The 13,916-nt window shown below is 66.6% G+C and carries 13 protein-coding genes and 2 pseudogenes; 13 read left to right on the top strand and 2 right to left on the bottom strand.

Features of this window, described 5'->3' with window-relative positions; translation table 11 throughout:
- Nucleotides 1–190 (top strand): annotated as a pseudogene (locus N4S67_RS22725) (amidohydrolase family protein); the annotation flags it as partial.
- 2 nt (nucleotides 191–192) lie between these two features.
- Here N4S67_RS22725 and N4S67_RS22720 read toward each other — a convergent pair.
- Nucleotides 193–1,704, bottom strand: a complete 1,512-nt coding sequence (locus tag N4S67_RS22720; RefSeq protein WP_260995306.1) for a class I adenylate-forming enzyme family protein — start codon at nucleotides 1,702–1,704, stop codon at nucleotides 193–195.
- 106 nt (nucleotides 1,705–1,810) lie between these two features.
- Here N4S67_RS22720 and N4S67_RS22715 point away from each other — a divergent pair, with 106 nt between their 5' ends.
- The gene (locus tag N4S67_RS22715) at nucleotides 1,811–2,677 is read left to right on the top strand and encodes an SDR family NAD(P)-dependent oxidoreductase (RefSeq protein ID WP_260995263.1); all 867 of its coding nucleotides are present in this window, start codon (nucleotides 1,811–1,813) and stop codon (nucleotides 2,675–2,677) included.
- Between the two features lie 4 nt (nucleotides 2,678–2,681).
- Here N4S67_RS22715 and N4S67_RS22710 read toward each other — a convergent pair whose 3' ends face one another.
- Entirely contained in the window at nucleotides 2,682–3,497 is an 816-nt protein-coding gene (locus N4S67_RS22710) for an enoyl-CoA hydratase/isomerase family protein (RefSeq protein WP_260995262.1), read from the bottom strand.
- Nucleotides 3,498–3,602: 105 nt separating this feature from the next.
- Between N4S67_RS22710 and N4S67_RS22705 the strand changes: the two genes are divergently transcribed.
- From N4S67_RS22705 to N4S67_RS28085, 11 genes and pseudogenes are all read left to right on the top strand, one after another.
- Nucleotides 3,603–4,853, top strand: coding sequence for a hypothetical protein (locus N4S67_RS22705; protein WP_260995261.1), 1,251 nt, complete (start codon nucleotides 3,603–3,605; stop codon nucleotides 4,851–4,853).
- 5 nt (nucleotides 4,854–4,858) lie between these two features.
- Nucleotides 4,859–5,665 carry an enoyl-CoA hydratase/isomerase family protein gene (locus tag N4S67_RS22700; RefSeq protein ID WP_260995260.1) on the top strand — a complete coding sequence of 269 codons (807 nt, stop codon included), beginning with the start codon at nucleotides 4,859–4,861 and terminating at the stop codon, nucleotides 5,663–5,665.
- Nucleotides 5,662–6,909, top strand: coding sequence for an acyl-CoA dehydrogenase family protein (locus tag N4S67_RS22695; RefSeq protein ID WP_260995259.1), 1,248 nt, complete (start codon nucleotides 5,662–5,664; stop codon nucleotides 6,907–6,909). The genes N4S67_RS22700 and N4S67_RS22695 overlap by 4 nt, the downstream gene beginning before the upstream one ends.
- Nucleotides 6,906–7,718, top strand: coding sequence for an enoyl-CoA hydratase/isomerase family protein (locus N4S67_RS22690; protein WP_260995258.1), 813 nt, complete (start codon nucleotides 6,906–6,908; stop codon nucleotides 7,716–7,718). The genes N4S67_RS22695 and N4S67_RS22690 overlap by 4 nt, the downstream gene beginning before the upstream one ends.
- Nucleotides 7,715–8,515 (top strand): enoyl-CoA hydratase/isomerase family protein, encoded by an 801-nt coding sequence (locus tag N4S67_RS22685; RefSeq protein WP_260995257.1) that lies wholly within the window; start codon nucleotides 7,715–7,717, stop codon nucleotides 8,513–8,515. Before N4S67_RS22690 ends, N4S67_RS22685 begins: the two co-directional genes overlap by 4 nt.
- Nucleotides 8,512–9,963, top strand: a complete 1,452-nt coding sequence (locus N4S67_RS22680; RefSeq protein ID WP_260995256.1) for a class I adenylate-forming enzyme family protein — start codon at nucleotides 8,512–8,514, stop codon at nucleotides 9,961–9,963. The genes N4S67_RS22685 and N4S67_RS22680 overlap by 4 nt, the downstream gene beginning before the upstream one ends.
- Nucleotides 9,964–10,521: 558 nt before the next feature.
- Complete coding sequence (locus N4S67_RS22675) at nucleotides 10,522–11,181, top strand: hypothetical protein (protein ID WP_313959980.1); 660 nt, start codon at nucleotides 10,522–10,524, stop codon at nucleotides 11,179–11,181.
- Between the two features lie 90 nt (nucleotides 11,182–11,271).
- A complete protein-coding gene (locus N4S67_RS22670) occupies nucleotides 11,272–11,616 on the top strand; it encodes a hypothetical protein (RefSeq protein ID WP_260995305.1) in 345 nt (114 codons plus the stop codon).
- A gap of 1 nt (nucleotide 11,617) precedes the next feature.
- Nucleotides 11,618–12,220 carry an SDR family oxidoreductase gene (locus N4S67_RS22665; protein ID WP_260995254.1) on the top strand — a complete coding sequence of 201 codons (603 nt, stop codon included), beginning with the start codon at nucleotides 11,618–11,620 and terminating at the stop codon, nucleotides 12,218–12,220.
- Entirely contained in the window at nucleotides 12,217–12,975 is a 759-nt protein-coding gene (locus tag N4S67_RS22660) for an SDR family NAD(P)-dependent oxidoreductase (RefSeq protein WP_313959976.1), read from the top strand. Before N4S67_RS22665 ends, N4S67_RS22660 begins: the two co-directional genes overlap by 4 nt.
- Nucleotides 12,976–12,986: 11 nt before the next feature.
- A pseudogene (locus N4S67_RS28085) lies at nucleotides 12,987–13,896 on the top strand (TIGR03619 family F420-dependent LLM class oxidoreductase).
- Nucleotides 13,897–13,916: the final 20 nt, after the last annotated feature.

The following is a 13,916-nucleotide window of genomic DNA, read 5'->3' as shown; positions in this document are numbered from 1 at the left end:
CTGGTACAACTTCGACCCGTTCACCCACATCACCAAAGAACAAGCCACCGTCGGAGCACTACGCAAAGCCGCCGAAGGCCACGACGTCTCCATCCAAGCCCTCTCCAAGCACGAACACGGAGGCGGTTCCGACTGGCAGGCGCAGATGAAGCAGGCCACGGCAAACGTCAGTGGGGGGTCGAACGACTGAGTTCAGGCTCCGGCTAGGCGTTCGGCCAGAATCCGCGGCCGCCCCTCCGACCGGGCTTCGAGCGTGTTCCGCTGCACCTTGCCGTTGGCGTTGAGCGGCAGCGGCTCGTCCCAGAACACCAGTTCCTCGGGCAGCTTGTACTTGGGCAGCCCCCCGGAGACCAGCGCCCCGGTGACGTCGGCGAGCGACAACTCGACGCCGTCGTCGAGCACCATGGCCAACGCCAGTCGCTCTCCGGTGGTCGCGTCGGCGATGGAGTACGCGGCACACTCTCGGACACCGGGAATTTCGGCCACCGCCTCCTCGACCTCCGCCGCGGGAATCTTCATGCCGTTGCGGATGACGATGTCCTTGATCCGCCCGATGATGCGCACCCGTCGGTCGTTGATCTCCGCCACGTCGCCGGTACGGAACCACTCCCCGTCGAAGGCGACATCGTCGTCCTGGGCGTCGGTATAGCCGAGGAAGGCGTGCGGGCCCTTGATGCAGCACTCCCCCGGGTCGCCGACCGACCCCACCCGGACGTCGACATCCTGCAGTGCCACACCATCATCGGCGTGGCGCACCGCCCTCGACTCGGTTCGCAGCCCCGAGGTACTGACCGGAACCTCCGACGATCCGTACGCGCGCATGACGACGATGCCGAAGTCGTCCTCGACCCGCTCGACGATGCGCCGGTCGAGCATCGTGCCGCCGAGGTACACCGCCCGCAGTGGCGCACGCCGTCCCCGTGCAACCGCCTCGTCCAGCAACCGGTCAAGTAGCCGGTCGGGACCGCCGTACCACGTCGCTTCCGACGTCAACAGCAGCTCACACGTCGACGCGGGATCCCAGCGGTCCTCCAGTACCACCGGCGCGGCCAGCATGGGGCCGATGAACAACGCTTGCAGCACGCCGGTGACCGACGCGAGTGGGCTGATCAGGAAGATGCGGTCGTCGGCGCACAGACCTGCTGCGGCGATGTAATTGGCCGACGCCTTGGTCAACGTGCTCAGCGAATGGATGACGCCTTTGGGCCGCGAGGTTGTGCCCGACGTGTACAGCACAAAAGACGGTTCATCGGCCGCCCGGACCGGCGTACTGGACTGCGGCGTACCCGGCCCGTGGACGTCGATCCAGCGGCACGCCTCGCGCAATTCCGCCTCACCCGCGCGTTCCCAACCGGGCGCCATACCGAAGCCCGCACCGGTGCGCGCGACTATATCGGCGACCTGCGTGGCGCCTGCACTGCGCGGCACCAGCAGGACCACGGCGTCCACCCGGATGGCTGCGTGTACCGCGACGACGGAGTCGATGTCGTTTCCGACCACCACCAGAAGCGCAGTCCCAGCGCCGACTCCCGCCGCCGACAGCGCGTCCGCGGCGCGGTCGATCCGTTCGTCGAGGTCGGCGTAGGTCAGTTCGGTGGCGCGCATGACGAGCGCCGAACGGTCCGGATGCCGTGCGGCGGTGTGTCGTACGACATCAAGCGGTTGATCTGACCAAAAGCCAGCTGCCCGATACCGCGGCCGCAGAGCATGAGCCCGCTGTCGAGCGTGGTGCAGCAGCGCCGTCGCGCTACCCATGGCGTCCTCCGATGCAAATGATGATTCTCTTGAGCGCAAATGTAACCTCTCAGTCATGCCGCGATTGACTTTCGAGGATCAGGTAGCTGTCGTCACCGGGGCGGGCGGTGGGCTCGGCCGCTGTCACGCACTCGAACTCGCCCGCCGCGGCGCTCGTGTCGTGGTCAACGACCTCGGCAGCGCCGTCGACGGAAGCGGCGCCTCGACATCGGCGGCACAGTCGGTCGTCGACGAGATCACCGCCGCCGGCGGCACGGCGATCGCCAACGGCGACTCCGTGGCCACCGCGGAGGGCGGCGCCGCGATCGTCGCCGCGGCGATGGACGCCTTCGGCCGGCTCGACATCCTGGTCAACAACGCGGGCATCCTGCGCGACGCCGCATTCAAGAACATGACCGCCGAACAGGTTGACGCGGTCATCGCGGTACATCTAACCGGTGCCTTCAACGTGACCCGTGCTGCGTGGCCGATCATGCGCGAGAAGAACTACGGACGGATCGTCCAAACCACCTCCGGCACGGGGCTGTTCGGCAACTTCGGCCAAGCCAACTACGGTGCGGCCAAGATGGGCCTGGTGGGCATGATGCACGTACTGGCGATCGAGGGCGCACGTAACGGCATCACGGTCAACGCGGTGGCCCCCATCGCCAGGACCCGGATGACCGAGGACATCATGGGCGAAGCGGGCAAAGCGATGGATCCAGAACTGGTCACCCCGGTGGTGGTCTACCTGTCCCACCGCGACTGCGACCGCACCGCCCACATCTACTCGGTGGGCGCGGGCAAGGTGTCGCGAGTGTTCATCGGCCAGTCCACAGGTATCGAAGACGGCGATCTGACCGCCGAAACCGTGGCCGAGAACATCGACCGCATCGATGACACCGCGACGTTCGTGATTCGCGGCGGCCCCGCTGCGGGTTGACGACTCAGACGCCTCGAAAGTGCGGATCGCGGCGCTCGGCGAACGACCGCAGGCCCTCCTGCAGATCGGTCGTCTGTGAGACCATCTCGGCGGCCCATGCTTCCTGCTCGAAGGCTCGGTCGCGCCCGGATTCCGACGACACGGCGAGCAGACGCTTGGTCAGCCCGAGCATCACGGTCGGTCCTGCCGCCAGACGCACGGCGAGGTCTTCGGCGGCCGCCTCGGTGTCCTGTGGCGCGACAACCCGGTTGACCAATCCGAGCCGCTCACAGCTCGCGGCGTCGAGGGGTTCGCCGAGCATCAGCAGCTCAGCGGCTCTGCGCAACCCCACAATTCGGGTGAGCAAGTGCACCGCGCCCGAGTCCGGCAGGATGCCCCGATGAACGAACGACTGCGCAAGATGCGCCTCGGTCGACATCACCACGAGATCGCAGGCCAGCACCAGGCTGGAACCGGCTCCGACGGCTGCGCCCTTGACGGCGGCGACCACCGGCTTGTCACAGCCCAGCACGGACGCGATCAGCCGCTGCCAGCCCTGCTGCAGCATTCGTGCGACGTCACCGAGCCGCTTTGGCTGCGACGGCACGGGCGTACTTTTCCCATCGCTCAATCCCGCACCGGCGCAGAAGTGCCGGTCCCCCGCCGCGGTCAGCAGGACCGCGCGTACCGCTGGGTCGCCGTGGGCCTGCACGAAGGCCTCGGTGAGCGCGTCGCGTGCCAGGGGCGAAAGCGAATTGCCAACTGGCGCACGGTCGATGATGATCCGCTGCACAGCGTCGTCACCGCGTGTGACAACGATGCCGGGTTCTTCTGTGCTCATGCCACGTGTCCTTCCGCGGCCGCGTTAACGGCGTTTCCGTTTTTCGGGTATCTTAATTTCCACCTTGGCCCGGCAACGTGGCGGGCCGCTCGAAGGAGGCAGTCGATGTCCGGCACCGGCCAGATCACCGACGAGGGGCTGGCCCGCCTGCGCGCAACCATCGGCATCGCGGTGCCGCATACCCAGCCGCCGCACTACTTCCGCCCCAATGAGGACGCTTTCCGGCACGTCGCCGAGAGTTACGGCGACGCCAACCCGTTGTGGTGCGACCCCGAGTACGCCGCGAAATCCGTTTGGGGTGAGTCGGTGGCTCCGCCTGCGCTGATCGGCGGGGACACCCTGATCGGCGAGGACGAGGTCACCACCTTGTCCGACGAGGATCGCGCCCGGACCAAGGGCGACCCACTGCGCGGCGTGCACGCTTTCTACGCCTCGTCGTCTCGGGAATGGTGGGCACCGCTACGCGCCGGACGTCGGGTGTTCCGCCGCAACGCCCTGGTGGCCGCGCTGGACAAGAAGAGCGAGTTCGCCGAGCGCGCTGTGCACGAGTGGTCGGCCCAGGTGTTCCGCGACGAGGACGGCACGCTGCTGGGTGGACAATACCGAAACATGATCCGCACCGAGCGCAGCAAAGCGCGCGGTAGGAAGAAGTACGAAGCGGTCGAGCTCAAAATCTGGACGCCCTCGGAGATCTCCGCGGTCGATGCGAGATACGCGCACGAGGCGCCGCGCGGCGCGGAACCGCGGTGGTGGGAGGACGTGGCCGAGGGCGACACCGTCGGCCCGCTGACCAAAGGTCCGCTGACCGTCACCGACATGGTCTGCTGGCACGTCGGTATGGGCACCGGCATGTACGGCGTGCGCCCACTGCGACTGGCGTGGCGCAACCGGCAGCGCATCCCCCGTTTCTACACGCCGAACGAACACGGCGTGCCGGATGTTCAACAGCGGGTGCATTGGGAACCCGACGCCGCCCGCAATGCCGGTAACCCCACCACGTTCGACTACGGCCGGATGCGCGAGACGTGGCTCATCCATCTGTGCACCGACTGGATGGGTGACGACGCGTGGCTGTGGACACTGGACTGTGAATTCCGCCTTTTCAACTATGTGGGTGATCTGCACACCATCACCGGCACGGTGGTCCGCAAGTACCTCGCAGACGGCGACCGCCCGGCCGTGGACCTTGAACTCGCGGCGACCAACCAACGCGGTCAGGTCACCGCGCCCGGTAGGGCGAAAGTTCTGCTACCGAGCCGGGAGCGCGGTCCCGTCCGATTGCCCGACCCGCCGGGGGCCGCGACCGATCTCGCCGAACTGCTGACCGCGGTGTCGGCCCGATTCGCCGAGCGCTGAGCGACATGCCCTACGACAGCGTGCCGGGCCTCGGCGCTGAGCAACGAGGTCCCTTGCTGGCCCTGACCCTGGATCGGGCCGACCGTCGCAACGCCGTCAACGATGTGATGCTCGATGCCATGATCGGTCACCTCGTGGCGGCCGGTACGGACGAGTCGGTCCGGGCGATCCGGATCGACGCCGACGGCCCTGATTTCTGCGCGGGATCGGACCTCATCGCCAACAACGCGAGGTCGGAACGAAAACCCCGCGTCGGCAGCACGCAGCGCCGGCTGCCGAACAAGGCGAACCGGCTGATTCCGTTGATGCTCGAGACACAGGTTCCCATCGTCGCCGTGGTCCGCGGCTGGGCGGCCGGCCTCGGCTTCCACATCGCGATGGCCTGCGACTTCTGCGTGGCCGCCGAGGATGCGCGGTTCTGGGAACCGTTCATGGCGCGCGGCTTCACCCCGGACAGCGGCGCGGCCTGGTTGCTCCCCCGACTCATCGGCATGGTGCGCACCCGGCAATTGCTCATGCTCGGCGAGGAGATCGACGGCCGCACCGCCTTCCATTGGGGCATCGTGCACGGTGCTCACCCGGGTGACGCACTCGACGCGGCGGCAACGGATCTCGTCGAGAAGCTGGCCGCTGCACCCACTGTCGCCCTCGGCCTCACCAAGTGGCTGCTGCAGAGCGGCAACGGGCTGGATTTGGACCGCCACCTGCAGAACGAGGCCATGGCGCTCGAACTGTCCAGCCGCAGTGACGATTTCAAGGAAGGCTTGGCGGCTTTCCGCGACAAGCGCGACGCGAAGTTCCAAGGCCGATGACACGATTGCCGATCGACGAGACCACCAGCGCCGCCGACGCCGTCGCCGCCGTCGAGCAGTGGGTGGCGGCCGAGGTACCCACGCACTGGCGAACTGCGGCGGCCGACGGCCCGACAGCGTTGCGCGCGGTACGCAGTCCCGCCGACTACCGCGCCTGGTACCCGGCGTTCGCAGATTCGGGACTGGTCGCTCCGACGTGGCTCACCGAGCACGGTGGCTTGGGCATCGGCAACGACGTCGCGCGCGCGATCGACAAGGTGCTCGCACCGCTGCGCCTGACGCGCCTGAACCCGTTGGGACTCAACAATACCGCCGCGGCGCTGTTCAGCCATGGCACCGAGGACCAGCGTCGCCGCTTCCTGCCCCCGATCGTGCGTAACGAGGAGAAGTGGTGCCAGCTGTTCAGCGAACCGGGTGCCGGATCGGACCTGGCATCACTGGCAACCAGGGCCGTCCGAGACGGTGACCACTGGGTGATCACCGGTCAGAAGGTCTGGACCACGTGGGCCGACGAGGCCGATTACGCCATCCTGCTCGCCCGCACAGATCCGGAACAGCCCAAGCACAAGGGCATCACGTACTTCCTGCTCGACATGCACCAACCCGGTGTCCAAGTACGTCCCCTGCGCCAGATCACCGGCGAGTCCGAATTCAACGAGGTGTTCCTCGACGGAGCGCTCGTTCCCGACGCGCACCGGGTGGGCGACGTCAACAACGGCTGGCGGGTCAGCGCGTCCACGCTGTCCAGCGAGCGGCAGATGGTGTCCGGTTCCGGCTCCGGCGGCATGGGCCGTCTCGGCGGGTCCAGCGCCGAACGGCTGATCACGCTCGCCCAGGAGCGTGGCCGCTGGAACGATCCCGTGATCCGCAACAAGATCATGCGATTGTGGGCGCAGGAGCAGATCCGCGGCTGGACGAACGCCCGAGTGCGGGCGGCACTTTCGGCCGGTCAACCACCCGGCGCGGCATCGTCGATCGGTAAGGTACACCAGGCCACTCTCAACCAGCAGATTCAGGACGTGATGGTCGATCTGCTGGGCGCGGATGCGTTGGCATGGGATGCCACCGACGATGTCGATGCGCTCCCCCGCGAGGTGCAGGGGTGGATGCGCAGCCTGGCCAACAGCACCGAGGGCGGCACCACCGACATCAACAAGAACATCCTCGGCGAACGAGTTCTCGGACTCCCCAAGGAGCCAGACCCCTGGAAGGGCAAGCCCTGGCGGGAGATTCCTCGCTCATGAGCGGCTACCGACGTCTGATCGTCGACAAGGCCGACGGCGTGGGCTGGCTGACACTGAACCGGCCGGAAGCCGGGAACGCCTTCGACGCGCTGATGCTCGACGAACTCGAAACCGCCTGGGGCGATCTCGACAACGATCCCGAGGTGCGCGTCATCGTGAACACGGGCGTCGGCCGGGCGTTCTGCACGGGTATGGACGTGGTCCAGGTCGCCCGCGACAAGGACGCGATGCGTAAGCACTCGCGCCGCACCAGAGACGCCGAGCTGAAGATCTCGTCCTGGCACTGCGACGTGTGGAAGCCGGTCATCGCCGCGGTCAACGGGGTGTGTGCCGGCGGCGGCCTGCACCTGATCGCCGACGCGGACATCGTCATTGCGGCCGAAAGCGCGTCGTTCGTCGATCCGCATGTCTCGGTCGGCCAGGCCGTGGCCTACGAGGCCATCACCCTGCTGCGCAAATCGCCGATGGAGTCCATCACGCGAATGACGCTGAGCGGCAGGGGCGAACGTATCTCCGCGCAGCGCGCCTACCAGCTCGGCATCGTGTCTGACGTGGTCGCTGACGAAGCGCTGCGCGACACCGCGGCGACGCTCGCGGCGGCTGTGGCGGCCAATTCTCCCACCGCGATGCGCGCCACCAAGAAGGCGCTCTGGCGGTCGTTGGAGGTCGGCCTGACCAAAGCACGCAACGACGCGAGCGAAGTGATTTGGGCGCTGCGGAACCACCAAGACCACGCCGAGGGGGTTCGGGCTTGGCGCGAGAAACGCACGCCCGCTTGGCAACCGCTCTCGAGTGTGGAGGCGCAATGACCTATGAACGGTTGATCGTCGAACGCCGTGGGCCCGTGGGGTGGCTCATCAACAACCGTCCGGACCGGCTCAACGCCTATGACGCGGTCATGCGCAACGAGTTCAGGACCGCCTGGGCGGAACTCGACGCGGACCCCGACGTGCGGGTCATTGTGCACACCGGCAACGGGCGTGCGTTTCAGGTCGGCGCCGACGTCGAGGAACTCGACGGTGAAGCGGTACAGCAGTTTCAAGAAACGATGACCTCGTTGGATCTCGGGCTCACCGGCTGGCACTGCAATGTCGGCAAACCGGTGATCACCGCGGTGAACGGCGTGTGCGCGGGCGGCGGCCTGCACTGGGTGGCCGACGCGGACGTCGTCATCGCGGCGTCGGACGCGACGTTCGTGGACCCGCACGTGTCGATCGGTCAGGTCAGTGCGTTGGAGACCATCGCCTTGATGCGCAAGATGCCCGCGGAGGCCGTGCTGCGGATGGCGCTCGTCGGCAGCCACGAACGGCTCACCGCCCAGCGCGCGTACGAACTCGGCATGATCAGCCAGGTCGTCGATCCGCCCGAGCGGCTCCGGGACGTCGCCCAGGAGCTGGCCGAGAAAATCGCACGGAACTCTCCGGCTGCCATGCGCGCCACTAAGCGCGCCCTTTGGGGAGCGCTCGAACACGGGCTGACCGACGCGTGCCGTGAGGGTGCCAAGCATTTGACCTCCATGTGGGGCCATCCCGACCAGAACGAGGGACCGCTGGCCTTCGCCGACAAGCGCGCACCCCGGTGGCGGCCGCTGGAGGCCGACGCGTGAGCCTCGCCGATCTGCTCACCGACCTGCCCGAGATCGCAGTCCACACGCCGGCCGCCGACATCACGCGGACCAGTCTCGTCGCGAGCGCCAACCGGCTGGGCGCCGTGCTCGGCGAAGCCGGGTTGGCCACCGGCCAGGTGGTCGCCGCGATGCTGCCCAACGACGCCACAACGGTCGCCGCCCTGTTCGGGACCTGGCGTGCGGGCGGGGTCTACACCCCGCTGAACCCGCGCGCGGCCGACGCGGAGGTGGCCAGCCAGCTCGATGCGCTGTGTCCAGTGGCCGTGATCACCACACCCGCGCTCGCACACCGTTTTTCGGCGTCGGGGTTAACTGTGGTGACCGGCGATGACCTGGATTGGAAGTCGACCCCGTCGGGTCGGCTGCCCGCGGTCCCGCGGCAGTACGACTCTGACGTCGCCTTGCTCCAATTCACCTCGGGCACCACCGGCCCGCCGAAACCGGTACCGCTGCGGCACACCACCGTGCTCGATCTCATCGACCGGTTGCTGTCGAAGCTGCGCGGCGCCAAGTCTTCTGCAGCGAAGCCGAACCGGGCTCCCATGCCCAACCTGGTTCCACTGTCATTGTCGTTGTGGGCCGGGATCTATCAGGTGCTGTTCGCCTTCCGTGCGGGTTCCGGCGTCGTACTCATGGACCGGTTCTCGCCGCCGGAATTCGCTGCGCTGGTGGCGCGACATCAGTTGCGCTCCACCGTGCTGCCGCCGGCAGCCCTGACCATGCTGCTGCACGAGGAGTCCGTCACCGAGTTGACGCCGCTCAAAATCGTGCGGTCCATCACCGCCCCGCTGTCCCCGGTGCAGGCCCGGCGCTTCCGGGACCGATTCGGCGTGATCGTACTGAACTCGTACGGGCAGACCGAACTCGGCGGCGAGGTGGTGGGCTGGTCAGCGGCCGATGCACGCGAATGGGGTGAGACGAAGCTGGGCTCGGTCGGGCGCCCGCTGCCGGGTATCGACGTGACCATCACCGACGATGAAGTCATGGTCCGCACGCCGACCACGGCCGCCCGCAAGATCGACCCCGCGTTCCTGGACCGCCTCACCGACGACGGCTGGTTCCACACTGGCGATCTCGGTTGGTTCGACGAGGACGGCTTCCTCTGGCTCGACGGCCGAGTGTCGGACATGATCAACCGCGGTGGGCTCAAGGTGTTCCCCGGCACGGTGGAGGACGTGCTGCTGGCGGCCGACGGCGTGCGCGAGGCAGCGGTGGTCGGGGTACCCGACGAGCGGTTGGGCGAGGTGCCGTGGGCGTTCGTCGCGCGCACCGAGAAGGGTCTGACTGAAGACGATTTGATTTCGTGGTGCCGTCAACGGTTGACGCCCTATCGCGTCCCGGCCCGGGTGGTGTTCGTTGAGGCGCTGCCCCGCAATGACGTCGGCAAAGTGGTCAAACGCGAGTTGGCCTCGCTCGCAGACGTCTGACCCGCCTATCCGGGAGCCGCCCCCGGCCAGCGCTGCATGACCAGTCCCCACGGGTCGGCTACTCGCCGGGTCGTCCGCGGTACGGCATGCGTTGTCTGAGTGCCACCCGGGCGATCGGAGAAACCGCGGCCAGCGGGTATCTTCCCCATCCGGGGCTCCCTTCTTGTGGAAATGTCTACTCTCAAATGAGAGAGCAATGCTAACCTTTCATGCAAATTTGCGTTTCCGCAGTGGAGGTCCTCGATGTGGCAAGAACTCGTCCGCCTGGCCGTGACCTGGGGCGTGATGTGTGGGCTAGTCGCGTTCTTCTACTGGATGCTTGCCAATATCGGCACCTTCTGAACCAGAGCGGCATTCAAAGCTCCTGACTCGGAACATTATCCGCGCTTCCAAGAACTAGGGGAATCGATGAACGAACAGGATCGACGGCGCAGACGCGGACTGATCGCGTTCCAGATCTTCATCTACGGCGTGCTGATCGCGATGTTCGCGATCCAGGTTCAGATGTTCTTCACCAGAGATTGGTAGTCGCCAATGAAATCTGACGCCTCACTCACCATGGACGAGCACGAGGCGCGAACGCGCGAGGCGCAACGTCGCGCAGACCGCTGGTGCATAGCCGGCACCGCGCTCATGGGCACCCTCGTTCTCGGACTCGTGGGCTTGCCGGTGTTCTGCCGCGGGATCTACCTGCTTCGGAAAGCGCAACGCGACGGGTTGTCGGTCAGGCCGATGATGGTGACGCTCATCGGCTACGTCATCATCCTCGATGCCGCGCTCAATAGCATGGGTTGGGCGCTCGACCTGTTCGCCAACCACGCCCTGATCACCCGTACGGTGTTCACCGCGTGGGGCAACCTCATCGATGCCGGCTACTTCTGGCACTACAACGAACTCTGGATCGGTGGCGCCGGCGCGCCTGGGGAGAAAGCCTGGGTGATGGTGTGTGTCCTGATTGTGTTCCCCATGCGCATCGCAGCCGCCATCGCGCTACTTCAGATGAAGCGTTGGGGACACCAGTGGACGATCGTGACATGTTGGTTCGGCATCGTCGTCTGGACCGGTTACATCTTCAATATGACGATGTACGCGGATGTCCGTTATGCCGCAGTCGGTTTGCCTGTGTTCGGGTGGTGGGCCTTCAACATCTTCTACATCACGCCATTCCTGGCTATCCCCTACCTCCACACCGTCAATCGAGAGATCTTCTCCGACTAGGCTGGCGAAAGGACCGTCGTGTCTAACACCACTGAGTCAACGGCTTCCCAGGAGTCGCTGCCGCTGGGAACCACCTCCACGTGGGCGCGCATGCACAAGTGGCTCAAGCGCGGACTGTACGTCTGCCTGTTCGGACTGGTCATCGAGGGGTCGCTGACCGTTCCGGTGATGGCTATCTGGTACGGCTGGCCAACGCTTTCCCTAACCGAGATCTGCAGTGAACTCATGAAGGTTCGGTTCACCGACGACAATCTCGAATGCCAGCAGCCCTATCCGATCGGCGGCCCCCCGTTCGGTGGGGCTCCCGAAGCGGCCGGCCAGAGCACAGCGCGCGACGAATGGGGCGTCCAACCCAAGCCGCTGTACGAGTCGATCGGGTTCCGGGAGTTGGTGAAGATCCACGAAGAGCGCACGGCGCAGCAGCCGAGCCGCTGACATGGCCGCTTCGACGGTTGTCATGGGCCCGGCCAGCGGGCTGTCGCGTGAGCTGGCGGACAGTCTCGACGTTGTCGTGGAAGAAGACCGGGTGCTACCTTCCGACGTCGCCGGCGTTGTCCTCATCATCGGCGCGCACCCGCCCCCCACGCCCTCCGAAATCACGACGCTGCGCGGCGAGGCTTGGGACCGCATCGTCGACGACATGATGTGGGGTGCGCTCGCCGCGCTACAACGAGCGAGATCTGCGTTCGGCGGTCGGGACGGACGAATCGTTGTCGTCGTGCCGACGATCGGTATGGCGGGCGCAGCCCGACTCGCGGCATATACCACCGCAGTGGAGGGCATTCGGGCGATGGCGAAATCGGCGGCACGACAATGGCACCGCGACGGTGTTCGCGTCAATCTCGTGGCGGCACCGTTGCGGTTGTTCGCCTCGGCGTTGGATGCTTCATCGGCCCATCTCACCGCGGCTGTGGTCCCAGACGATTCGACGCTGATTCACACGGTCGCCGAGTCGGTGGCATTCCTGCTGCGTCCGGATATCGGCCATCTGGTGGGCGAGACGCTGATCGTCGACGGTGGATCGGTGATGTTGCCTTGAGCCTCGACGGTATGACCGCGTTGGTCACGGGATCGGGTGCGGGCGTGGGCCGCGGCATCGCGGTGGCGCTGGCCTCGGCCGGTGCCCACGTGATCGTGGCCACCCGGTCCGAGACGGGGCTCGCGGTCGCACACGACATCACGTCCCGAGGCCACGACGCGACGTGGGCCCGCTGCGATGTGACCGACCGCGATGCGGTGGTCGGCGCCGTCGATCTCGCCCTGAGCACGACCGGTCGACTCGACGCGGTGATCCACAACGCGACGAGCAACGCCTCCAGCCAACCGCACAACCTGGCAGACGTCGACCGCCCGCTGTGGGCCGACCATTACTCGGTGTCCCTGGGCGGGGCCCACCACTGCGCTTCCTCGGCGTTCGACGCATTGCGCAAGCAGGGCGGAACCTACATCGTCATGACCTCACCTGCCGGCATCGAAGGCAGTGCGACGCTTCCCCTCTACGCAACGATGAAGGGAGCGTTGCGCGGCTTCGCCAAGAGCCTGGCACGCGAGTGGGCGCCGTACGGCATCACCGCGAACATCGTCTCGCCGCTGGCCTATTCACCGGCCATGACCGCTGCGATAGCGGCCGAGCCCGCCATGGAGGAACGGTTGTCGCGTCGAATTCCGCTCGGGCGCATCGGAGACCCAGAACACGACATCGGCGCCGCCGTTGCTTGGCTCATCGGCCCCACCGCCCGCTACATCACCGGACAGACCCTGGGCGTTGACGGCGGTCACTACACGAGCCTGTAAGAGCCAGTGGCATGGAGCTAGGCCTTGTCCTCCCCCACACCGGACCCTCGACATCGCCGACATTCATCCGCGACTTCGGGCAAGCCGCCGAAGGGCAGGGATTCTCGCCGTTGTGGGCCGTCGACCACCTTGTGCTCTTGTACCACGTCACCTCGCTGTACATGCTCGGACGAGAACCGAGCACAGTCGCTGACGGGTGGCTCTCGGAGAATCTCGCGCCGAACTACGAGATGATGACGACGCTGGCGTGGGTCGCAGGTCAGACGACGACCATCGGCCTGGGCACATCGGTCGCAGTCCTACCGTTGCGCAACCCGGTCGCCAACGCCAGACAACTGGCGACGCTGGACGCCTTGTCGGGCGGCCGCTTGTCCTACGGAGTGGGGGTTGGCTGGCTGCGCGAGGAGGCCGTCTCAATGGGGCGTGCCACGGGACCGTCGCGGCGCGCGCGCCGAGGAGCACATCGCGCTGTTACGCACGCTGTGGTGTGCCACCGAGCCCTATGTCGAATTCGCCCCCATGGACCCGCGCCCGCAGCCCGTGCAGCGTCCCATACCGATTCTCGTGGGTGGTCACTCCGACCGGGCGATCGACCGCGCTGTACGCATCGGCGACGGGTGGATCGCCGCTCTGATGTCGGTGAATCGGCTGGCCGAACTCATCACGACGCTGCGGCGAGCAGCGGAATCGCACGGGCGAGAGCCGGACAGCATTCACACCGTCGCCTCGAGCACGTACACCGATTCCCGGTCATTCGCCGACTCGTACCGCGCCCTGCGTCGGCTCAGCATCGACCACCTGCAGGTGGTCATCCCTGAGCCGGACCCGCGCCTGGTCATCGTCCGACTCGCCGAAATAGCGGCTGCAGCCACCCGAGTGAGAGCGGATTACGTCGGGCCCACCCAAGCCGTTCACATGTGAGAATGTATCCTCTCGTTTTA

It is taken from the genome of Mycobacterium deserti, from assembly GCF_025345615.1.
GTDB classification, from domain to species: Bacteria; Actinomycetota; Actinomycetes; order Mycobacteriales; family Mycobacteriaceae; genus Mycobacterium; species Mycobacterium deserti.
The sequence above is the reverse complement of the archived record's forward strand: the minus strand, read 5'-3'. Positions and strand labels throughout refer to the sequence as shown.

Bases quoted from the DNA above. Each gene is read 5' to 3' on its own strand.
- N4S67_RS22715 (WP_260995263.1), top strand. From the start codon at position 1,811: ATGCCGCGATTGACTTTCGAGGATCAGGTAGCTGTCGTCACCGGGGCG.
- N4S67_RS22710 (WP_260995262.1), bottom strand. From the start codon at position 3,497: ATGAGCACAGAAGAACCCGGCATCGTTGTCACACGCGGTGACGACGCT.
- N4S67_RS22705 (WP_260995261.1), top strand. From the start codon at position 3,603: ATGTCCGGCACCGGCCAGATCACCGACGAGGGGCTGGCCCGCCTGCGC.
- N4S67_RS22700 (WP_260995260.1), top strand. From the start codon at position 4,859: ATGCCCTACGACAGCGTGCCGGGCCTCGGCGCTGAGCAACGAGGTCCC.
- N4S67_RS22695 (WP_260995259.1), top strand. From the start codon at position 5,662: ATGACACGATTGCCGATCGACGAGACCACCAGCGCCGCCGACGCCGTC.
- N4S67_RS22690 (WP_260995258.1), top strand. From the start codon at position 6,906: ATGAGCGGCTACCGACGTCTGATCGTCGACAAGGCCGACGGCGTGGGC.
- N4S67_RS22685 (WP_260995257.1), top strand. From the start codon at position 7,715: ATGACCTATGAACGGTTGATCGTCGAACGCCGTGGGCCCGTGGGGTGG.
- N4S67_RS22675 (WP_313959980.1), top strand. From the start codon at position 10,522: ATGGACGAGCACGAGGCGCGAACGCGCGAGGCGCAACGTCGCGCAGAC.
- N4S67_RS22670 (WP_260995305.1), top strand. From the start codon at position 11,272: ATGCACAAGTGGCTCAAGCGCGGACTGTACGTCTGCCTGTTCGGACTG.
- N4S67_RS22665 (WP_260995254.1), top strand. From the start codon at position 11,618: ATGGCCGCTTCGACGGTTGTCATGGGCCCGGCCAGCGGGCTGTCGCGT.